This window comes from Gilliamella sp. CG16, from assembly GCF_046635785.1.
In the GTDB taxonomy this organism is placed as follows: Bacteria; Pseudomonadota; Gammaproteobacteria; order Enterobacterales; family Orbaceae; genus Gilliamella; species Gilliamella apicola_I.
Map to the genome: position 1 here is coordinate 47,800 of NZ_JBIDFL010000002.1, position 22,498 is coordinate 70,297.

Below are 22,498 nucleotides of genomic sequence, written 5' to 3' on the forward strand. Positions count from 1 at the left end.
TCCTATTTCCCTGCTATACTCATTTTATCTATTAATATTGAACCACATTGAATATTACTGCGTGTTTCAAGATCATTCCCTATTGCCACAATATTTTTATACATATCTTTTAGGTTATTAGCAACGGTTATTTCATTTATTGGATATTGAATTTCACCATTTTCAACCCAAAAACCTGTCGCACCACGTGAATAGTCGCCCGTTACATTATTCACACCTTGCCCCATAAGCGAAGTAATCACAACCCCTTTATCCAATTTTTTTAACATGGTTTTAAAATCAGCATCATGCTCACTTGGCGATACAAGCCAGTTATGAATGCCTCCCGCATGACCTGTTGATGTTAAACCAAGCTTTCTGGCTGAATAATGACTAAGCAAGTAGGTTTGCAATACACCGTTTTCAATGATATTTCGTTTAATTGTTTTGGTTCCTTCACTATCAAAAGGCGATGAACCAACACCTTTTAAAATATGTGGATCTTCAAAAATAGTTAGCCATGAAGGAAAAATCTGTTTACCCACGCTATCAAGTAAAAATGAAGATTTGCGATAGATTGCACCGCCACTAATTGCACCCACTAAGTGCCTTATTAATCCAACTGCAACTTCTGCACTAAACAGTACGGGTACTTGCATGGTAGAAATTTGTTTAGCTCCTAAATGCGCAATTGTTCTTTCTGCTGCTTGCTGCCCAACCCAACTAGGGGATTTGAGAGCCTTAATATCACGCGATGAAGTGTAAGCATAGTTTCGTTCCATTTTTCCCGCCTGTTCAGCAATCGCTGTACAAGACAACGAATGAGAACTTGCACAGTAGCCTTGTAACATACCAAGACTATTACCATATACATACACACCATATTTACTACTAAAATAACCGCCGTCACTACTCATAATGTCAGCATTGGCAAGGGCTGCTAGCTCAGCTTGTTTTGCCTGCTCAATAGCCTTATCCACGTCTAAATCACTGGGATAAAAAAGATCTAAATCAGGAGGATTCAATGCCATCTGATCTAAGTTTCCTAAACCAGAACAAGGATCAGCAGAAGTATATTGCATAATATTAATTGCCATATCGATAGCTTGATTTATTGCATGTGGCGATAAATCATTAGTTGATGCATTTCCTTTGCGTTGTTCTTTATAAACGGTTATAGATAATGCACCATCACTATTAAATTCAACATTTTCAGTTTCCCCTTGTCGAGTACTTACACCAATACCAGTTGCTTGGTTAATTGAAACTTCAACTGAATCAACACGAGGTTTAGCCAGTTCAATAGCTTGAGCAACAATATTTGATAACTTATCTTGTTGTCTTTGGGCATCTTTTTTAATCTGTTCAATACTCATTTTATTATTTTCTACAATTCTGCTAGTGATACGTTATAATAAGCCAGAATTCAATTTTAGTTAACTATTAACAAAAGAAATCCTATGAATAATCCTAAAGATTTAATCATTGACCAAGAATTTGATACTGATATGGATGATGAAATTATTTATGTCAGTAAAAGTGAAATCAAACGAGATGCCGAAATTTTGAAAAAAATGGGCGTAGAATTGGTCAATTTAAGCAAAAATGAACTGACTAAAATCCCTCTTGATGAAGATTTACTTTATGCTATCGAACTTGCTCAAAAAATCAAAAAAGAGGGATATCGAAGACAAATACAATATATTGGCAAATTGCTTCGTAGCCGCAATATCGATCCTATCACGCAAGCTTTAGACAAGCTCAAAAACCGTCATAACCAACAAGTTGCCTTATTTCATAAACTAGAAAAGTTACGTGACGAATTGATTGAAACAGGTGATGCAGAAAACATTATCGAACTCTTTCCTATAGCAGACAGACAACAACTGCGTACGCTTGCCCGTCAGGCTAAAAAAGAACGAGAATCCAATAAACCACCAAAAACAGCCAAACAGATTTTTCAATACTTAAAAGAATTGAGCAACGCCGAATAATCTTTATAATGTTCGCTCATTTCATATCAGAAACAATATTGTAAATTATTAACCAAGATAGAGGATACAAAAATGGGACTTTTAAATGTACCAGCAGGTAAAGAATTACCGGATGATATTTATGTAGTAATTGAAATTCCAGCAAATTCGGATCCAATTAAATATGAAGTAGACAAAGATACAGGTGCAGTTTTTGTTGACCGTTTTATGGCAACAGCAATGTTTTATCCATGTAACTATGGTTATATTAATAACACATTATCGCTTGATGGCGATCCTGTTGACGTTTTAGTTCCAACACCGTATCCATTACAACCTGGTTCAGTGATTCGTTGCCGTCCTGTTGGTGTATTAAAAATGACTGATGAAGCCGGTCAAGATGCTAAATTGGTTGCCGTACCACATACTAAATTATCTAAAGAGTATGATCACATCAAAGATGTGGATGATTTACCTGAATTACTAAAATCTCAAATTAAACACTTTTTCGAACAATACAAAGCATTAGAAAAAGGAAAATGGGTAAAAGTTGACGGTTGGGAAAATGCCGATGCTGCTCGCAAAGAAATTATTGAATCTTTTGAGAGAGCTAAAAAATAATTAATATTTGCTATCAATTTTCATAATAATGGTTAATTAAAAGCTATAAGTCTTTACTTATAGCTTTTATTTTTAAATAAAGAATAGCAGAAAGTAATTAAATCAATAACAATGCCTTTTTAACAGATGAGATGAAAAATAAGTGAATATCCAATTTAATGATATTTAGCTTAGATAATTTACGCTGGCAATCTTATCTCAATAAGGCAAATTGCAAGCCTTATATGACATAAATGACATAATTAACCACATTGTGATTCACATCTTTAACAGTAAGTTGTAAACCTACAGATAAAACGTATGTAAACGTTTGATATAAAGAAAAGATAAAACAATGTATTTAAAAGAAACCTAAAAGTAATCGTTAATACTAATTTTTAAATTTACATCTTACATGCCTTAATCTGCTTAAATAATCTTTACTTTCGAAATAAATTTAAATCAAAAACCCTTCAATAATTTGCTATTTATCAAATTTAACCATTATATCTAAAAATTTTATAAAAAACTTCATCCTAAGATGAAAAAATTGTCATTAATATCTTGCTTTCGATTATAAATTATGCGGTAATAGTAACAGACTTATGAAGCAATATTTTTTTATGAAAACGTTTAACAATTAGGGGGTGTTTTTAACGCATCATCTAGTTTGTAAGTTGATTAATTTATATTGCATAAAAGTCTATACGTGCCTTAAAGGCAAAATATTAATTATTGTTAGGATATCTAGTAAATGAATAAGAAAACAGGCCAAGTAAAATGGTTTAACGAGAGTAAAGGTTTTGGATTTATCACACCAACCGATGGGAGCAAAGACGTATTTGTTCACTTTTCAGCAATCTCGGGGGAAGGTTTTAAAACTCTAGCTGAAGGTCAACAAGTCGAATTTGCTATTCAAGATAGCCCTCGCGGACCAGCGGCATCAGAAGTTGTCGTAATCTAATTAATATCGTAGTATATATATTAGTGAAAACGCTCATTTTTAAAAAATGAGCGTTTTTATTTTGTAAGGCTATAAGATTTTAGCGAAAAAAAAGTGACCATTTGGTCACTTTTTAGAAAACTAAAAATTAGTCATTATTTTTTAGATACAACCGCAATTAAATCTAAAACTTTATTTGAATAGCCAACTTCGTTATCGTACCAAGAAACTAATTTAACAAAAGTATCGCTGATTTGGATACCCGCTTTTGCATCAAATACAGAAGTACAAACTTCACCTAAGAAATCAGTTGAAACAACATCATCTTCAGTGTAACCAAGAACGCCTTTCATTGGGCCTTCTGAAGCCGCTTTGATCACTTTACAGATATCTTCATATTTAGCAGGTTTTGCTAAACGAGCAGTTAAGTCAACAACAGAAACATCCGGAGTTGGAACACGGAAAGCCATACCAGTTAATTTACCGTTTAATTCAGGAATAACTTTACCTACTGCTTTAGCTGCACCAGTTGATGAAGGGATGATGTTTTGTGCTGCACCACGACCACCACGCCAATCTTTGTGAGATGGACCATCTACCGTTTTTTGAGTAGCTGTAGTTGCATGAACAGTTGTCATTAAGCCTTCAACGATACCAAAGTTATCATTGATTACTTTAGCTAAAGGCGCTAAACAGTTAGTGGTACATGACGCATTAGATACGATATCTTGACCAGCATAATCTTTATCATTAACACCCATAACAAACATAGGCGTGCTATCTTTAGAAGGACCAGTTAAAACAACTTTTTTAGCACCCGCTTGGATGTGTTTACGAGCAGTTGCATCATCTAAGAATAAACCTGTTGCTTCAGCAACAACATCAACACCCACTTCGTTCCATTTTAAGTTTGCAGGATCTCTTTCAGCTGTAACGCGGATTGTTTTACCGTTAACGATTAATTTGCCATCTTTAACTTCAACAGTACCATCAAAACGACCGTGAGTTGAATCATATTTAAGCATGTACGCCATATACTCAACGTCTAATAAATCATTGATAGCAACGATTTCAATATCAGAGCGTTTTTGTGCAGCACGGAAAACAATACGACCAATACGGCCAAATCCATTAATACCTACTTTGATTGTCATAAAAATTACCTTCTTTATTTGTGTTAAATGATAAAATAACTAACAGTAAACTACCAAATTTTTAATGTTTATTCAAGCTGATTCAGAATAATTGGCAAGAATAAATTAAAATGAAAATTATCTTAATAATCATAGGATATAGGTTAGTTATATTTTATATAAGACTGTGATTGGATTGAGCAATGACAATGATAATTTTTAACTAAATTGTCAGAGTTAAATTGATCATAATTAAGGTGCTAAATTTTAGATAATCGCACGATTACATTTAATAAATTAAAAGGTATCAATTAATCCATAGCAGACGTTAAGTTACACTAAAAGACGATTAAAATAAAAAATCCCACATTATCAATTTTGTGGGATTCTATTTTTGAGCGATAATTAACAATTATTATAAAGAACTCATCTTATCAATAAATTGTTTTAAATGGTTTCTGATATCCTCACCTTGCGTATAATGTGCTTCAGATTTTAACGTTGATTTGGACTTCCACTCGCCTGCTTGTGAGTTATGAAATTTACTTGGAACATCGCCCGAATAGATATAATCCGTTTTAGAAGAGATGGCTTCGCTTATCAAACGTTTAGAATTACTGATTTCTCCGGTTATTTCGATATCAGTAGTAAAAATGTATTTTTTTGAATTAGTGATAGTCTTTAAGTTGAATTTTTGCTCTTTATAAATTGGAACTTTAATTTTATTACCCTTATCATCGGTTTTTTCGCTCATTCTTTCTACATATTTTTCTGTTTTTACTTCATTTTTTTCATACGGTTTCATATGAATATAGTCAGATTTGGCATTAATATCTATAATGATATTAGCTTGTGAACTATGATCAACAAAGTATATATAATCAGCGTTAAAAACTTGTTTTACCCAGCTAAGATAGTCGGAATCTTTAACATACACATTAACGCGTCCCTTTAATTTACAACGACTCGCTCTAGCGCTGGCATCACGGTATGAACCGAACTGTTCATAGGCTGAATTGGCTGCCTCATAATATTTAGCCGCTTCACGATAAATTTCGCGTTTATAAGCTATTTTTTCAAGTGACGAGGCTTTTTCATAATACTCTTTTGCTAGCGCAGTAACATGTTTTCTTTTATTATCCTCATAGAGTTTAAAACTATCTTTATATTCGCCTATTGGCTTATAAACTTCCCAAGCTTTAAGATATTCTAGGGATGCTTCATGATAACTACCCTGTTGCGAAAACGTTTTACCTAAATCATAGTGTTGTTTTGCTTCAATATCCAAATGTTGCTTTTTAGCATTTTTATATAAAGTAAAAATATCTTTATATTTATACCGTTCTGAACCTTTTAAATATAAGTCAGCTTTTATTTTGTAACTTTCACTATCCGTACCTTTTATCGAATTACCATAATCGTAATACTCTTTTGCAATAAGTTGATCTAATTTACTCACTGGATATTTATCGTTAAAAAATGCGACAGTTTGACTATAAAAACGATTAATTAACATTAAATTGATTTTTCGAAGCGATTCATAACTATCAATACGTGCTTGATAATCAGTACTAGCACTACTATTAATGATTGTCTCGTAATGTTTCATCACATTACTAACCAATCCCCGTAATTTTTCGGCACTTTCTTCATTAAATTTTGCTTCGCCTTTTTCACCAATAGTAGCCGTTAATAAACTAATACTTTCTACATATTTCCCTTCGTTATAAGCTTGATCAGCCGTACGCACATGGCAAGCCGTTAAACAAAACACCAACAAAATCGCTAAAACTATCCGCATATTATTTCCTTTCTCTATTTATTAATTAATTATCAGACAGTTAGAATAAAAACAGTTTGATTTAGTGATCTTATGAAAAAAATTAACCTTATTTTTTTCATTTAATGCTAAATTTTTAAACAATAAAAATGATTAATTTTAGAAATAATAAGACTTTTAAAGCAAACTCTTTATCATCAGTAATATTTCTGATTGGTCATATCTTAATAAGCCGAAAGAATCGAAAATTATGCTAAATAGTCAGTAAAAATAGAGAGAGTAATCGCCTGAAATGTTAATAAAAAAAGAGAGATAATATGAGCGAATATGACAACTTCACCGAGTATATACCAATGATGCGTTTGTATGGTTAATTTGATTTTTAATGAATTCTTATAAAAACTAAGATATGTTATAGTTTTTGTTACACTAATAACTTATTTTGTTATTTCAAACAAACCACTTCGTACACATGCTTCTAAAAAAGGTTTTTTTAGAAAACGGTTGTCTGTATAAGGTGAACGTTGGGTATTAATAATTAGATTATCCATAAATGTTTTAATATTTCCCCCTTTGCTTTGCCATTCATCATGTAGTTGAACTAGCCAATCTTTTCCATCTTCTTCTGCACAGCATTTGGCTTTATAACGTTCTTCAATTCCGTAAATCTCTTTCCATGCTGCAATTTCTTCATTCAATATGGCAGGACCAAATATTAAATCAATATCCTCAGGTTGAATATTTTGCCAATCTCTATTTTTTAAGTTGATCGTTAACTCTATGTTATATGATTGGGTATTATAAGGATAAAAAACCTTGCGCCGACCTAGAGAATTATGGCATGGGTCTTTTTGAGTTTTGTAAGAACTATTGCATTCATGACAGGTTGGTACTAGATTATGAAAATTAATTGAGTTAAAGGGATAAATACCTTTTGGTAGGTAATGATCATAGGCGTCACGATACCGATGATGAGTACCTTTCATGTTATTAATACCGCAAAATGGGCACTTAGTTATCTTATTTTGATCACGAAATACTTTATAGTGGTCATCAATAGTACCAATTGTATCTTTAAATATTTTTAAGGTTAATAACTTGTTATTATAAAGTTCCTTAAAAAATCTGGAGAGTTTCTTATATAAATCACTGTTCGAAAGTAAATTACATAAACATGAATATTTGGCAATTGATGTTGCAGGATCATTGGAACAAACTCGTTCAATATTGTTATTATTCCTATACCATGTTTGTAATTGTGAAAGTGTCGTTGGGTCTAGTTGGGAAAATAACCCATAAATTTGCTCCACATGGCTAGCAAAAAAATCAGCATATTTACTATCATTAAAATGACAATACTCCATCACATCGTATAACTCTTCATTGGCACCGAAGAGTTCTAATTTATAAGAGCCATGTGTTGAAGCCTTACACCAAACTTCTAGAAAGATAAAATCGATAAACTTCTGCATTTTATCCATTGTATGGGGAACATATTCATAAGGGAAAAGCACTATTGTTCCTCCAGCCTGTCATTAAGCGTTTTAAGTAATAACATTTTTTCGACTGAATCGCCCAATGTTTGGTCTATTTCTTCAAGTAATGATTCAGTTTGCTCACCTTTTTCAAACCGTAATTGTAATTTATCTAATAATGTTTGAGCATAACCGCCAATAGTTTCTTTTTTGCCGAAAGCATTCATAGTAATTTTATTCACTGAAGCGCCCAAAGTGTTAAAATTTGGATGCTTTGTAATGACTTGATCATTTTCTTTTTTAAATAAAAAAACTTTTTCTGGTGTACTGTCAGACACTAAAAACGGCGCATGAGTAGTAATTAACATTTCATGACTTGGATCGTATTGTTGCTCAGAAAAACATTGCTTCAATAAACTGACAAACTTAGAACGCCAGTCAGGATTAAAATGGGTTTCTGGCTCATCCAAGAAAAACAAGCTATTGGTGTTTTTAAATAACAAACATAAACCAAGACTATGTAATAATTGATGTTCGCCGTCCGATAACGCTTTGAGTAACACAGGTTGCGATATGTTTTTTTTCGTTAAATAAACATCCTTGAACCGCATAATTCGTTCATCTGACGCTAATGTTGGCACCGTTTCGCTAACATAATGACTATTAGAGCAATACAATTCTGACTTTAATTTATCACTGACTGAATATAAATTGAGCGATAATAACACTTGAAAAGCTTGAAATAATTCAATAGGTGAGCTGAAGTTTTTTTGGAAAGCTTGCTTAGTTGCTTCATTAACATAGTAGTCTAAATATAAAGTATCAGAGTCTTCATCAACAAAAAAACAAGTCGCACACCGTTTCAAACGGCTAATCATTGGATCAAAATTTTTAGCAGAATCGTCATCAGCCTCAAGCAGCTTAACCAACTTAAGCGATATAATGCCTGTATCGTCATCTTTGACAATTGCTGGATGTGGTTGACTATTGTTAGCTGATAAAAACGCTTCAGCCTGTAGCTCGCTAATAGGAATCTGACGTTTAATAATAATACGAAACATTTTAACATCAACAAGTCCGACTTCTTCTTGAAATGGTTTCAATATTTCGTTGTCATAAAAAAGCAGGTTACATAATAAAATGGCCTGACTGAACGAATTATCAATATAAGCTAAACGCGTTTCGGGTCGACCTGAATAAGGTAGCTGTGCTTGTAAAGCGTCCCAATATTCATCAAATTGAATAAACCGCATCTTAAAAAAAGGTAGACTAAGAATTTCATTTTCACCAGAGGAGTAGCCCAATATATATTGCGGTAGTAAAAACTCTCGTTCACGATCACTGACTTTGGTAAAATTTTCTATATTAAACTGCTCATAATTTAGCCAATCGATATTTGGTGAGCTATTTATTTTCTTGATTATTCTTACATGAGCAAAAGATTCCCCTGCTGGATTGATATATTCATTAGGTACTTTAATCAAATATTCCAGCTCAAATGCTGCCGGAGACCCATTATTCTCCTTATAACCATTAGGATTATCCTCTTCATCATAGATAAAATTACGCGGTAAAAAGTGTCGCCTAACTCTTAGAATTTCAAGTTGATAAAAAATTGCTGCCAAAAGCTCCAATACATTCGATTTTCCACAACCATTTGGTCCAATACAAATAATCGGTGCGAATTCCTGTTGCATAAGCAAATCTTGACTATTTTCATCATTCAGTTGCCATTCATCACGGAAATAGAGCTCAAAGCCTGTTTGTAAACTTCGAAATCCCACAGGATCGGTTACTTTTAAACGCAGCAATTTCATATTAAATCCCTTAGAGCATATTATTTTTTTAATATTATTGTATTTTTAGTATCCAAATCATTTTCATTTGTTAATTGAGCCAATTCAACTTTTTCAACTTCTGACAATTCCTGATGTAGTAGTCCTTCATCTAATTTTTCAAAGATTAATGTTTTTAAAAAATCGTATTCTTGTATCCCTAAATTAAGATTATTTATTGCATCAACTTCATCACTGTTATTGTTTTTTTCAGCAATGTTAAATTGTTTATCTCTATACGGTTCGAAATTAAACTGTGCATTTTGCCAAAATGCTTCTATTGATAAAGGATTACCTTTTTTTATATTTTTAAAGAATTGTTCAAACCAGAATTTAATTAACTCCAAACGCCCTTTTACAGTTAATATATCCACTCCCTTTAAAAAAGGATAAAGATAACGTGATGATTTGGCTTGAGTAATTGTTTGAGTATCTTGTTCTTTATTAATGTTATCAAAATATTGTTGAGTTTGTGGTACTTCAATTAAAGGAATTTTTTCTAAATCTAACTCACCTTTAAACGCTTTTTGGCTTACAGCACCATAAAGATTTTCTAATTCAGTTAAACTTTGTTGGTTTTGTTCTTTAATTTTTTCTACTTTTTCAACGATAGTGGCAAAGTGATTTTGTAACTCGACTGGAGGCCTTCTCAATTTGGTTTGCTTTATTATCCTTAAATTTAGTCCATCCATAATAGCTCCTCGTCCTTTACTTTTAAATTGTTTCAAAATATCAGGATTAGAATGAATCGAATATGCAAAAAATAGCGAATTGACTAATTTATCGTTTAACGTGATTGCAGCCAAATGTTTTGTATTAATTGCTAATGGGATGTTTTTAGGAATAACAGCTGATCTACCAACCGTGCCCATTATAGTTATAATAACATCATTAGGATAAACTCTGTATTGCTTAAGTTGCTCGTACTTCTTTATTGATATAGTACGATTTAATTTCCAAGAAAACTTATTACTTACTGCATTATCAATGCCTAATACTGCAACTTCACCATTTTCAATAAACTCATTATGTAATAGATTGGAACCAAAAGGACCTGTTCTTATTGCTCCTTTATGTTTAGCCGCTAGACTTTCAATTGTCACATTAGACCACTTTAAATAATCTTTATTATCTGGACCAAACATATCTAAAAACACACTTTTTATAAAATCATCTAATTGTTGTAAATTCTGTTTACGTTGCTTAATTAACAGCTCTATCTTGGTTAATAAATAAGCGGTGCGAATTTGGTGATTGATATTTTCATAATATTTAATAGGGATTTTTGAAATATAAGCTTTGGATATATGTTTAAGACCTGCACCTTTAAATCCATTATCTAACAACTTTCTATTATATTTAATATATTGAAAAACATAATCTATATTAATCGATGTGTTTTTTTTCGGCGTAATTACAATACAATCAGTGGATGTTGCAAATTGATTTTTAGCTAAATGTATACTCGATTTTCCACCTGTTCCGAAAATTAAACAATCTGGATAATATAAGAAGCTATTAATATATTTGGACTGTATTTCACTAGATGTATAAAAAGGATATCGTCCAGTTTCTTTACCTTCTGCTGCTTTAATTTTTGATTTTGGAAGAAATTCGAAAAGATGCTCTATTTTATCAGACTTCATTTAATCATTCCTTTTAACTCTAAAAGCTCTTTTACAATACCACTTTTAATGTTCGCTAAATCATTTTCATCAGCATTTCCCACTTCAGCCATTATCAACTTATCTAAAATAACAGTTGGCGCTTCATATTCAATTTCTTCAAAAATCTCTTCTTTATAACGATTAAACGAAAGATCATAACCTTCATCCTTAATCTCTTGATAAGGAACAGAAAAGTATTTTTGAGTACGTTCAGATTGTATATTGTTGTCACGTTGATGATATTGGGTGACAATGTCTTGTAAATCGCCGTATCCATCAAGTTTGCTACGTTTATCATCTAACGTATAACCATCAGAATGCATATCATAAAACCATACCTGTTCTGTCGCTGGTTTTATCACCTCATCTTTAGCATCCCAGACTTTTGTGAAAAGTAAGATTGCTGTACTGACTCCGGCATAAGGTTTAAACACACCACTAGGCATACTGATTACGGCTTTTAATTGACAACGTTCCACTAAAATTTTGCGTAAATCTTTGAAGGCTTTTCCACTACCAAATAGCACGCCTTGTGGGATAATTACGCCGGCCGTACCACCTTTTCTTAATAATCGATAAATGTTTTCAACAAACAGTAATTCAGATTTTGTGGTGGCAACTTGCAGATTTTCGTTAATATCACCTTTATCGATACTACCGGTAAATGGTGGATTTGCCATGATAATGTCATAGCAAGATTCTTCATTAAATCCTTTGCTTAACGTATCTTGATAATCAATTTGAGGCTCATTAATGCCGTGCATCATCAAATTCATTAAACCTAAGCGAACCATGGTACTATCAATATCAAAACCAATTAATGAGTGTTCCAATATTTTTTGATTTTCTGGTGTCAACGCGGCCGCCAATGATGTCCGGATAAATCCATCTTCATCGGCAACTAATTCAGCAACGTCAGTACCATACTTTAGCGCGAGTTGAGTAGTAACATACTGGTACGCCCCCAATAAAAAACCCGCTGTTCCACACGCCGGATCGGCAATTCGATGTCCTAATTGTGGTTGCACTAATTCGGCAATCAGCTTGATAATATGGCGCGGTGTACGAAATTGACCGTTTTTTCCTGCTGAAGCAATTTCCGATAATAAATATTCGTACACGTCACCTTGAATATCTTGAAATGCTTGTCCGTTTTCTGCAGAATCTTGCTCCATTACCTCAAAAATTAGGTCAATGGTTTTTACAGCTTCGACTAATAATGCCGCTTTGGGAATAATAAAAACTGCATTTTTCATATGGTGAGTAAAATGGGATTCTTCACCATTAAGCTCCTTTAAAAACGGGAAAACCTTATTTTGTATATGTGGTAGCAACTCGTCAGCGGGTTCTCGTTTAAATTTACTCCAACGCAACTCTTGTTTAGCAATTGCATATTTTTTTTCTTCTTCATGTTTATCTTTGATCTGTTTTTCAGTATCACTTTCTGAAATTTTGGCACGGTATTCTGGTGGGATCCATGTGCCAAAAAATTTAGATTCATATGTTTCTCCTGTGAACTCTGCATCAGCCTGTTTTTTCAATTCAACTTCATCAATTCGTTTCATAAATAGCAAATAAGTTATTTGTTCAATTGCAGTTAAAGGATTGGAAATGCCACCACTCCAAAATTTGTTCCATAATTGATTGATCAGACTTTTAAGTTGGGGATTATTTTGTAACATTAATTGTGTACCTTATTTTAACTGTTTAAACTTGCTTGAATTAAGCCGCAAGTCTTTCTGTTAGCTGTAATATGTCATTTATTTCTATTTGACTAAATACACCTCGAATACCTTGAGGGTGAATTATCGTAAATGGTGCGCTAATTAAATCTTTACGACTGACTTTTTCGCGTTCAATAGTAAAATTTTTTAGCAAATTCAAAAATTCCAACTGACGACTAGTTAAGTGAGTATGCTGCTGAATAAATTGTTCGAACGCTTCATTAACAGTATCTGGAAAACTTTTTAACACCTCAACACCAAGTATATGCCGAATAAACTGGATAAAGTGAGCTTTACGATTTTTATACACTTGGCGCAGTAAATCTTCAGTAATATGTGGATGTTCGGCATGAAGTAACTCTGCTAGTTGCTTTGCTTCTGTAGCATCAAGAGATTGACCTTCTTTTATTTTTGCTAACAAAGGATTATGCGCTGTCAGTTCAAGAACTAATGTTTCAACCATTTCCCGATAGCGGGTTATGCTAACCGATTCATGTTGTGGTCCAAATTCAACCCATTCCTTATGATGTAAACTATCTTGTAAATTTAAATACACTGGACCAGAATAACTAGGATTAGTTTCACAGAACTTCATCAATGGTCCTAATTTGTTATTCAGGTTATCTAAAGCTGATTCGGTAATATTTGCCCAAAAATAATTTCGTTGAGCTTCTCGAATGAGCGGTTCTTCTAACTGAACAAAAGAGATATTCAAAGGTAAAAGACAAATTTTTTCAATAATAGCTTGCTGTAATAATTCAGCTCGTTCTTGCGCTTGATTTAATCGCGCTAATGAAAATTCTAACAAATCTCGTTCAAATCGCATCGCTTTAAAGTCGGTGTTAGAGAGAGTTCGAAATAATGGTTTAATGTCATTACGCAAATAAGCTATTTTTTGATGATCGACTTTTGCCCAGAAATCAACCAAATTAAGTTTCTCTAAAATTCCAGTAGCCTCTTTAATGACAATAGAGTCTTGTGGTAAGTCTTTAATTTGTGCTTGCAATTTTGAGATTTCATTTTGAGCAATGGCTACTTCGTCAATATCTAAAGCTTTTTCGATTTTATCTAACCGAATTCCAACTAAACGTACTGGCAACGGCAATTGAGGTTTTAGTTCTTTACCTTTAGGCGTTATCTTAAAGTATTCAAAATTGTCCCAACAATCTAAAATAAGAAATGTATCTTTCTCTATACACCATGGTTTTATTTTATTACTTTCCAATAATCGACTACCACGACCTATCATTTGCCAAAATTTAGTATATGAATATATCGGTTTAGCAAAAACTAAGTTAACAATCTCTCGAATATCAATACCAGTGTCCAACATATCAACACTTATTGCGATCCTAGGCATATCATTATTGGTGAATTGATCTAAAAGACCGCTTTTACCATAAACTCGAGAATCATCAGACACTAATACTTTAGCCAGTTCACCATTATATTGCGGATAGAGTTTATCAAAGGTTTCTTCAATACGTCGAGCGTGCGCCATAGAAGAACAAAAGAAAATTGTTTTACCTGGCAAAACTCCGTTTTGGTCTTTAATACATTCTTCCATAAACTCTTTGACAATCAGTGTATTAGTACCTTTATTTATAACTGTTTTTTCAAGCTGTGAACCTTCAAAATTCAACTCTTCAATATCTTTGCCATCTAAGATAAGCTTCTTTTGATCTTCTAAAGATATGGTACGTTTACTAATACCATCTATCTGGAATTTAGTTTGAATTTTCATTACCTGAAAATTACATAAATAAGGCGGTAAATTGTTCACTGCTTCTTCATAGGTATAAGCAAAGGTAGGAAGACCGTCCTCACAATCAAATAACCGGAAAGTGTTATGATCAATAATATCGGTTGGTGTAGCCGTTAGTCCTAATGTTAGAGTATTAAAATAGTTTATGATTTCGCCAAAAGTGTTATAAATAGAACGATGGCTTTCATCAATAACAATTAAATCAAAAAAATGTGGTGATAAATGCTGAATATCACCTCTGAGAATATTGAGCATTGAAGGATATGTTGATACATAAATACGCCGATCAGTGGTAATTAATTTCTCACCGACATTCGGCCAGCGAGGTTCATTGGGTAAATGCTCTTTAAATGCTGCTAATGCTTGCTCACGTAACGCTATTCGGTCAACTAAAAACAACACTTTTTCGATGTGTTTAGCACGCATTAAAGCATCAATCATGGCGATACAAGTGCGAGTTTTACCTGTTCCTGTTGCCATAACCAAGAGAAAATTTCGTTTTTTTTGCTCAATCGCCTCTAATACCGAACGTATTGCACGAATTTGATAATCTCGTCCAGCAATATCTGTATTAATCAGTTCTTGAGAGAGACTTTTTCGATGGCGACGTAGATACTGTAAACGTTCTAAATCATCTCGTGTTGGAAACCCTAAAATTTTTCTCGGAGGTGAATTTCCCAAATCCCAGAAATATATTTCAAGTCCGTTTGTATAAAAACAAAAAGGTAACTCATCATTAAACTGTTTTTGAATGTGATAGCAGTACTGTTTAGCTTGTTCTCGACCTAACTTTGCGTCTTTGCTTGTTTTTTTAGCTTCTACTACAGCAATAGGTTTGCCATTTTTACCTAATAAAACATAATCACTAAATTGGTGGCGTTGATAAGGAGGTACAGGCTCAGCAGCAGAATTCGGTGAAACAACGACATTAAACTCCTGTTTCACTTGCGTTAAATCCTTAACATTCCAGCCAGATTTAAGCAATTCACTATCAATAAGTTCTTGACGAGTTAGCTTTTCTGATTTCCCCATAGTTTTTAACTCATTTCTTTAACGTTTAAAGTCTCTAAAAATAATTTTTATTTTTTGAAGATAATATACCATAGAAGATTAAATATATTTAAAAATATTCAATTGCTAGATTGCAAATTATATTACTCCATGGTGTTGAGGATAGCCAATTGCCTTACCATAATAATGTTCATCAATTACAACTATTGGATCTAATAATTTATCACCCGCAAGTAAATCTGATAACTTTAGTTTATTTGTAGTTTAGAATGTTTTGCTATCAATATTTACTATATTCTTGAATCGTTAATTTAACTACTGAAATAAGATATAAATTCAAAAACTATGGATTCGTAATAAATCAATTTTACAAATCTTTTGAACTATTCAAAAATCTATCCCTTTTCTGTAACCATCCTCAACATTCATCATCGCAACGATATAAATAATATGTTGCTTTGATCCCTTTTCGTAAGTACTCATATGTATCTTCTGCTACCTCATTCAACACAATTGCCAATTATATAAAACTTACTTTTTACCTGTTTTAGATCCTCTATGGTTACATCCTGTTAAGATTTTAATCATTACCAGACTAAACTCTGTTATTAAACTTTAATGTGATTATGACTTAATCCCCTCATTTTCAATACAGCCTATAAAGTGATACAATCATTTAATATTAAACAATGCCTAATATAATAAGTTTCACCAATTTTTAGGTTTTTTAAGACAGTTACCTAGTTACTTAAGAGCAAAATCAAAGATTTTGCGATAAGTGAGTAAGAATAGAAATAGTAATCGCCTGAGTTTTAGATAAAAAAGAATTGATAATATGACCGAATACGACAACTTCACCGACCACACACCAATGATGCGACAATACCTAAAATTGAAAGCAGAAAATCCGGATATTTTACTGTTTTATCGTATGGGTGATTTTTATGAGATGTTTTATGATGATGCCAAACGGGCTTCGCAACTTCTTGATATCTCGTTAACAAAAAGAGGCTCTTCAAATGGTGAACCTATTCCAATGGCAGGCGTGCCTTATCATGCAGTTGAAAGTTATTTAGCAAAACTCATTGCGTTGGGGGAGTCGGTCGCAATTTGTGAGCAGATTGGCGATCCTGCTACAAGTAAAGGGCCTGTTGAGCGTAAGGTTGTTCGTATAGTCACCCCTGGCACAGTAAGTGATGAATTACTTTTAGAAGATCGAAAAGATAATTTGCTGGCTTCCATTTGGCAGCACAAAAATCATTTTGGTTATGCAACCCTTGATATCAGTTCTGGTCGTTTTTTTGTATTCGAATGCGATAACGTTGAAGCAATGCAAGCTGAACTACAGCGAACAAATCCGGTTGAACTTCTTTATCCTGAAGATTTCGAATCCATGTCATTAATTGACAATCGTAATGGCTTAAGACGGCGCCCATTATGGGACTTTGATCTTGAAACAGCAAAACAACAGCTTAAGTTACAATTTGGAACGAATGATTTAGTCGGATTTGGAGTTGAAGATTGTTGTTATGCATTGTCTGCCGCAGGTTGTTTATTACAATATGTTAAAGATACTCAACGCACAGCCCTGCCCCATATTCGCTCTATCATTAAAGAGTCAGCCTATGATTTTGTTGTTTTAGATGCGGCTACTCGCCGAAACTTAGAAATCACCGAAAATTTATGTGGTGGCACTGAAAATACGGTTGCCGATATATTAGACAAAACACAAACCGCTATGGGAAGCCGAATGTTAAAACGTTGGTTGCATTCGCCTATCCGTAATGTGGTTATTTTGCAAAATAGACAAGAAGCCATTAGCGAATTACAACAAGATCTTGGTGATATTCAACCGATCTTAAAGCAAATTGGTGATCTGGAACGAATTTTAGCCAGATTAGCGTTAAGAACCGCACGCCCACGTGATTTTGCTCGTTTACGCGATGCCTATAATGTATTGCCAGAATTACAACAATTTTTAAGTCATCACTCATCACCTTATTTAATTGCTTTACGATCTAAAATCAATCAATTTAATCATATAGCCGATCTTTTAAATCAAGCTATTGTTGAAGCCCCACCCGTTATTATTCGTGATGGAGGGGTGATTGCAACTGGCTATAATGCCGAATTAGATGAACTTCGTAATCTTGCTGACGGTGCAACGAATTATCTGGAACAACTTGAGATTCGCGAGCGTGAAACGCTAGGTATCGATACCTTAAAAGTCGGATTTAATGCGGTACATGGTTACTATATTCAAATCAGTCGAGGGCAAAGCCATTTAGCGCCGATTCACTATACCAGACGGCAAACATTGAAGAATGTTGAACGTTATATTATTCCAGAATTAAAAGAATATGAAGATAAAGTGTTAACCTCTAAAGGTCGTGCATTAGCTTTAGAAAAACAACTTTACGATCAACTTTTTGAGTTACTATTGCCTGATTTAGCGAATTTGCAAATGAGTGCTGATGCAATAGCTGAACTTGATGTACTAACTAACCTTGCTGAACGTGCTTTAACACTTAATTATCAGTGCCCGACATTATCTAATAGTGCAGGAATTGAAATTAAAGATGGTCGACATGTGGTTATAGAACAAGTATTAAAAACACCATTTATTGCGAACTCGCTTTTGCTATCACCAAACCGAAGAATGCTTATTATTACGGGCCCAAATATGGGCGGGAAAAGCACCTATATGCGTCAAGCTGCATTGATTGTTTTACTGACTTATATTGGTAGCTTTGTTCCTGCATCTAAAGCCGTGATTGGGCCTGTTGATCGCATCTTTACGCGGATAGGTGCATCAGATGATTTAGCATCCGGGCGTTCTACTTTTATGGTTGAAATGACCGAAACAGCCAATATTATGCATAACGCAACTGAACAAAGTTTGGTACTGATGGATGAAATTGGTCGTGGCACCTCAACCTATGATGGGCTTTCATTGGCTTGGGCATGTGCAGAAAATCTAGCTAATCACATTAAGGCGATGACCCTATTTGCTACTCATTACTTTGAATTAACTCAACTACCTGAACATATGCAAGGTGTCTATAACATCCATTTTGATGCTATTGAACATGATAATACCGTTGCATTTATTCATGAAGTTTCTGAAGGTGCAGCAAGCAAAAGTTTCGGTATCGCCGTTGCGGGTTTAGCGGGTGTGCCTAAAACGGTTTTAAAAAGGGCTAAACAGAAATTAAAAGAGCTTGAAATGATTTCAAAACAGACAGCGAACAGCCATGTTGATAGCTCGCAACTTTCGTTTGAAACAGAGCCAGAACCGTCTGAAGTTGAAGAGGCTTTAAAACGTATTGATCCTGATGCATTAACACCGAAACAGGCATTAGAAATGTTATATCAATTAAAAAAATTACTTTGATATACAAATGATTTTCAAGACAATATATTAATCGATTTATTGAACAATATGATTATTTAGTCATATCAACATAACACCGCCAGTTTATCGATACTGGCGGTTTTCGTTTAAGGTCAAATTACTGCCAATATTTGTTTTTCGATGTCTTACCAATACCTGGATTGAGGCTGTTAGTCGGATCTAATTGCTGATAGAATTTTTTCAAATCAGCGTTAGCTTGATATAAATGACCAACATTATGTTCAGCAGGATATTGTGCCCCACGCTGATCTAAAATGGCTAACATCTCTTCTTTCACTTTGTGACAATCTGTTCCTTTTTTGGCAATATAATCTTGGTGAAAAACAGAACAAAAGAAATGCCCATAATATAATTTATGAATAAAATGCTGACTTATATTTTCCGGTAATGTTTCAAACCAATCTTTATCATTACGTCGTAAAGCAATATCCAGTGCCACCAAATCTTCAACCGTATCCGAATGGACACTACGATAAACAGTTGCAGCACCAGCTGTCGCAAAACGATGCAACATCGCCGCTTCTGCTTCTTTCTCATTACAATGAAAATAGTCGCTTTGTTTGTTTTGAAAAAATGTTTGCAAAAATGCCTGAGCTTCCGCTATGCCATCATCGGCCATTTTTAAAATAAGATGATGTTCAAAACGATCACGATAATCACGAATAGATTTAGGTAAGTGGTTAGGAAGTAATTTACTCACAGACACCGCAAATCGATCTGAAAAATTATTGGGGAAGAATGGAATTTTTGTACTGACACGATCAACAAAATTTTTAAATGCATATAAGCGAGGAATCACATTTGTCCCTAATTTTTGTATGGCTAAATAGATATGTTTACCATATACAGCAGCGATATCAAATGCATCACGATGAATATATTCGCCCGATACCGGCAAGTTTTTAAAGTGAGCTAAAATATGACGTCGGATTTCATCAAGATCATCAGTATTATTAGTACCGATATAAAATACTGCACTATTTTTTTCAAGTGGAAATGTATCTAATCGTACAGCAAATACCATTAACCGACCTGCACTACCCGAAGCTTCGTAATGTCTAGTTGGATCGGCATTAAAACGCGCTGGCGTATCGGCATCAATCTCACGAACATGATCGCAATAATGATGATCGTGTCCTAAACCTGCATCATGATTAATGTCTTTTTCAGTATAAGTATGATTTTGAAGATTTTGTAAGATAGTCTCTGGATCGTCACCTAATTCAATCCCTAAATGGTTAACCAGATGCAATTGTCCTTGATCATCTAATTGAGCAAATACGGCCATTTGTGTATAGGCAGGCCCATGCTGGATTAAGGCACCACCAGAATTATTACACACCCCACCCATAACGGATGCACCAATACAAGATGAACCTATTACCGAATGCGGCCCACGATTATATTTTTTCAACTCTTTTTCAAGTTTAAATAGCGTACTGCCTGGCAAACAAACCACTTGCTCACCATTTTCAATCACTTGAATACCTTCAAGGCGACGAGTACTGACAATTACCACAGGCCTATCATAATCATTACCGTCAGGTGTAGAACCACCGGTTAATCCAGTATTTGCCGATTGAGTAATCACAATGACATCGGCTTCAACACACGCTTTTAAAACTAGCCACTGTTCAACTAACGTACCGGGTAAAACCACTGCAATAGCATCACCTTCCCCAAAACGAATACCTTTACGATAAAGTAATGTACGGGAAGGATCAGTTAATGTGTGCTTTTTGCCCACAATAGTTTCTAACTTTTCAATCAGTTCTGCCGTCGTATTCTTACTCATATTATCTTCCTTATACCTAAATGGATATCGCTTCAGTATTGATTATATTATAACCATTACTGTTCATTGCAAAGCATTTTAATTATCGTTAATTTTTTATAAGAAAAATAATAATTTTTAGTTATAACAAAGAATTATATAATTAATGAATACCCATTTTTAATATTAAACATTGATTACATATCATTTTTTTATTTATGTTAAAAATAGCATGTTGATTAAACATCTGATTAGATAAAACAAGAAAAGGTCAACTAACAACACAAAAATTATTGAATACTATTTGCAGGACACATTGGGGGATTAATCACTCGCCTTTGTAGTACTTAAATACCTGTCTGTTTGAGATATGTTACTAAACATTAATAATTTGCTAGAAGCTGTTGACGTTCCGCTTTATTAAAGTAAGTCCATGCTACAAAACGGCTAATTTTTTGTCCTTGTGCCATAGGCACAATTTTTGTCTCAATAGCTTTAACGGCTTTTAAGTGTTTTCTAATTACCGGTAATGATTCTTTTTTTGAAACCAATGTCGTAAACCATAAACACTGTGTTTTATAATTGGCACTCTCTTTTATCATATTACTGATAAATGTACTTTCGCCACCTTGACACCATAACTCCATATGTTGCCCACCAAAATTCAGTACTGTTTTTTGTTTTGAATCACCCAATTTTCCTAGATTTTTGAGTTTCTTCTGGGTACTGGCCAAGGCAGCTTGCGCTGACGCATGAAAAGGAGGATTACAAAGGGTAAGCATATAAAACTCTTTAGGCTGAATAATCTCATCAAAAATCGCCAAACAATTTTTTTGCAATCGACATTGAACAGATCCCTTGAGTAACATATTAGCCTTTGTGATTAATGATGCAACTTTTATCGCAGTTGGATTGATATCACTGCCCACAAATGACCAACCATACTCAGCTCGACCAATGATAGGATAGATCATATTGGCTCCCATACCGATATCCAACACCTGAACTTTTTTACCCGTAATCATGATATGTTGATTATCTTCTGCCAGCAAGTCGGCCAAATAATGCATATAATCGGCTCGTCCGGGTATTGGTGGACACAAATAATCGTTAGGAATATCCCAATAAGAAAGTTGGTAATAGGTCAATAGTAATGCTTTATTTAACATTCTAACAGCGTCAGGATCAGCAAAATCAATCGATAAATTTCCGTATTGATTTCGTTTAACAAAAGCTGAAAATTCTGGCACGGCTTTAATTAATTGTGCAAAGTCATATCCATGGCGATGTTTATTGCGAATATGTAAAGGCGATGTGTTGATAGTTGGTGATCGGTTTGGCATGTTTATTCCAGAAATATGTACTATTATTTATTATAATAGCGTTTTGCATTGAGAAAAATACAAACATGATGAATTAGGCAT

Annotated in this window: 14 protein-coding genes; 4 read left to right on the forward strand and 10 right to left on the reverse strand. The window is 33.8% G+C overall.

Annotated features, from left to right (window positions below; all coding sequences use genetic code 11):
- Positions 1 to 2: 2 nt before the first annotated feature.
- Positions 3 to 1,355 (reverse strand): metalloprotease PmbA, encoded by a 1,353-nt coding sequence (gene pmbA, locus ACGH47_RS02735; RefSeq protein WP_267361243.1) that lies wholly within the window; start codon positions 1,353 to 1,355, stop codon positions 3 to 5.
- Between the two features lie 84 nt (positions 1,356 to 1,439).
- Here pmbA and yjgA point away from each other — a divergent pair, with 84 nt between their 5' ends.
- The 3 genes from yjgA (at position 1,440) to ACGH47_RS02750 (ending at position 3,516) form a co-directional block, all read left to right on the forward strand.
- Positions 1,440 to 1,973, forward strand: coding sequence for a ribosome biogenesis factor YjgA (yjgA, locus tag ACGH47_RS02740; protein ID WP_267361241.1), 534 nt, complete (start codon positions 1,440 to 1,442; stop codon positions 1,971 to 1,973).
- Between the two features lie 72 nt (positions 1,974 to 2,045).
- The gene (gene ppa, locus ACGH47_RS02745) at positions 2,046 to 2,573 is read left to right on the forward strand and encodes an inorganic diphosphatase (RefSeq protein ID WP_065559243.1); all 528 of its coding nucleotides are present in this window, start codon (positions 2,046 to 2,048) and stop codon (positions 2,571 to 2,573) included.
- 733 nt (positions 2,574 to 3,306) lie between these two features.
- Complete coding sequence (locus ACGH47_RS02750) at positions 3,307 to 3,516, forward strand: cold shock domain-containing protein (RefSeq protein ID WP_065559242.1); 210 nt, start codon at positions 3,307 to 3,309, stop codon at positions 3,514 to 3,516.
- A 134-nt stretch (positions 3,517 to 3,650) separates the two neighbouring features.
- Here ACGH47_RS02750 and gapA read toward each other — a convergent pair whose 3' ends face one another.
- From gapA to ACGH47_RS02785, 7 genes are all read right to left on the reverse strand, one after another.
- Positions 3,651 to 4,649 carry a glyceraldehyde-3-phosphate dehydrogenase gene (gene gapA, locus ACGH47_RS02755; RefSeq protein ID WP_065559241.1) on the reverse strand — a complete coding sequence of 333 codons (999 nt, stop codon included), beginning with the start codon at positions 4,647 to 4,649 and terminating at the stop codon, positions 3,651 to 3,653.
- A gap of 394 nt (positions 4,650 to 5,043) precedes the next feature.
- A complete protein-coding gene (locus ACGH47_RS02760; protein ID WP_411622649.1) occupies positions 5,044 to 6,429 on the reverse strand; it encodes a hypothetical protein in 1,386 nt (461 codons plus the stop codon).
- Positions 6,430 to 6,845: 416 nt separating this feature from the next.
- Positions 6,846 to 7,880: a hypothetical protein gene (locus tag ACGH47_RS02765; protein ID WP_411622651.1), complete on the reverse strand. Its 1,035-nt coding sequence runs from the start codon at positions 7,878 to 7,880 to the stop codon at positions 6,846 to 6,848.
- A 41-nt stretch (positions 7,881 to 7,921) separates the two neighbouring features.
- The gene (locus tag ACGH47_RS02770; RefSeq protein WP_411622652.1) at positions 7,922 to 9,700 is read right to left on the reverse strand and encodes a restriction system-associated AAA family ATPase; all 1,779 of its coding nucleotides are present in this window, start codon (positions 9,698 to 9,700) and stop codon (positions 7,922 to 7,924) included.
- A gap of 20 nt (positions 9,701 to 9,720) precedes the next feature.
- Positions 9,721 to 11,364, reverse strand: a complete 1,644-nt coding sequence (locus tag ACGH47_RS02775) for a restriction endonuclease subunit S (RefSeq protein ID WP_411622654.1) — start codon at positions 11,362 to 11,364, stop codon at positions 9,721 to 9,723.
- Entirely contained in the window at positions 11,361 to 13,067 is a 1,707-nt protein-coding gene (locus tag ACGH47_RS02780) for an N-6 DNA methylase (protein WP_411622655.1), read from the reverse strand. Before ACGH47_RS02780 ends, ACGH47_RS02775 begins: the two co-directional genes overlap by 4 nt.
- A gap of 40 nt (positions 13,068 to 13,107) precedes the next feature.
- The gene (locus tag ACGH47_RS02785) at positions 13,108 to 15,906 is read right to left on the reverse strand and encodes a DEAD/DEAH box helicase family protein (RefSeq protein ID WP_411622657.1); all 2,799 of its coding nucleotides are present in this window, start codon (positions 15,904 to 15,906) and stop codon (positions 13,108 to 13,110) included.
- A gap of 814 nt (positions 15,907 to 16,720) precedes the next feature.
- Between ACGH47_RS02785 and mutS the strand changes: the two genes are divergently transcribed.
- Complete coding sequence (gene mutS / locus ACGH47_RS02790) at positions 16,721 to 19,279, forward strand: DNA mismatch repair protein MutS (RefSeq protein WP_411622659.1); 2,559 nt, start codon at positions 16,721 to 16,723, stop codon at positions 19,277 to 19,279.
- 118 nt (positions 19,280 to 19,397) lie between these two features.
- On the opposite strand, the gene dld is transcribed toward mutS, so the two are convergent.
- Entirely contained in the window at positions 19,398 to 21,095 is a 1,698-nt protein-coding gene (dld, locus tag ACGH47_RS02795) for a D-lactate dehydrogenase (protein ID WP_411622660.1), read from the reverse strand.
- Between the two features lie 362 nt (positions 21,096 to 21,457).
- Complete coding sequence (gene rlmF / locus ACGH47_RS02800) at positions 21,458 to 22,417, reverse strand: 23S rRNA (adenine(1618)-N(6))-methyltransferase RlmF (RefSeq protein ID WP_411622661.1); 960 nt, start codon at positions 22,415 to 22,417, stop codon at positions 21,458 to 21,460.
- Between the last annotated feature and the right edge of the window lie 81 nt (positions 22,418 to 22,498).

Excerpts from the sequence above, each read along its gene's own strand:
- ACGH47_RS02760 (WP_411622649.1), bottom strand. The coding sequence starts at position 6,429 with ATGCGGATAGTTTTAGCGATTTTGTTGGTGTTTTGTTTAACGGCTTGC.
- pmbA (WP_267361243.1), bottom strand. The coding sequence starts at position 1,355 with ATGAGTATTGAACAGATTAAAAAAGATGCCCAAAGACAACAAGATAAG.
- ACGH47_RS02770 (WP_411622652.1), bottom strand. The coding sequence starts at position 9,700 with ATGAAATTGCTGCGTTTAAAAGTAACCGATCCTGTGGGATTTCGAAGT.
- mutS (WP_411622659.1), top strand. The coding sequence starts at position 16,721 with ATGACCGAATACGACAACTTCACCGACCACACACCAATGATGCGACAA.
- dld (WP_411622660.1), bottom strand. The coding sequence starts at position 21,095 with ATGAGTAAGAATACGACGGCAGAACTGATTGAAAAGTTAGAAACTATT.
- ACGH47_RS02785 (WP_411622657.1), bottom strand. The coding sequence starts at position 15,906 with ATGGGGAAATCAGAAAAGCTAACTCGTCAAGAACTTATTGATAGTGAA.
- ppa (WP_065559243.1), top strand. The coding sequence starts at position 2,046 with ATGGGACTTTTAAATGTACCAGCAGGTAAAGAATTACCGGATGATATT.
- ACGH47_RS02765 (WP_411622651.1), bottom strand. The coding sequence starts at position 7,880 with ATGCAGAAGTTTATCGATTTTATCTTTCTAGAAGTTTGGTGTAAGGCT.
- ACGH47_RS02780 (WP_411622655.1), bottom strand. The coding sequence starts at position 13,067 with ATGTTACAAAATAATCCCCAACTTAAAAGTCTGATCAATCAATTATGG.
- ACGH47_RS02750 (WP_065559242.1), top strand. The coding sequence starts at position 3,307 with ATGAATAAGAAAACAGGCCAAGTAAAATGGTTTAACGAGAGTAAAGGT.
- yjgA (WP_267361241.1), top strand. The coding sequence starts at position 1,440 with ATGAATAATCCTAAAGATTTAATCATTGACCAAGAATTTGATACTGAT.
- gapA (WP_065559241.1), bottom strand. The coding sequence starts at position 4,649 with ATGACAATCAAAGTAGGTATTAATGGATTTGGCCGTATTGGTCGTATT.
- rlmF (WP_411622661.1), bottom strand. The coding sequence starts at position 22,417 with ATGCCAAACCGATCACCAACTATCAACACATCGCCTTTACATATTCGC.
- ACGH47_RS02775 (WP_411622654.1), bottom strand. The coding sequence starts at position 11,364 with ATGAAGTCTGATAAAATAGAGCATCTTTTCGAATTTCTTCCAAAATCA.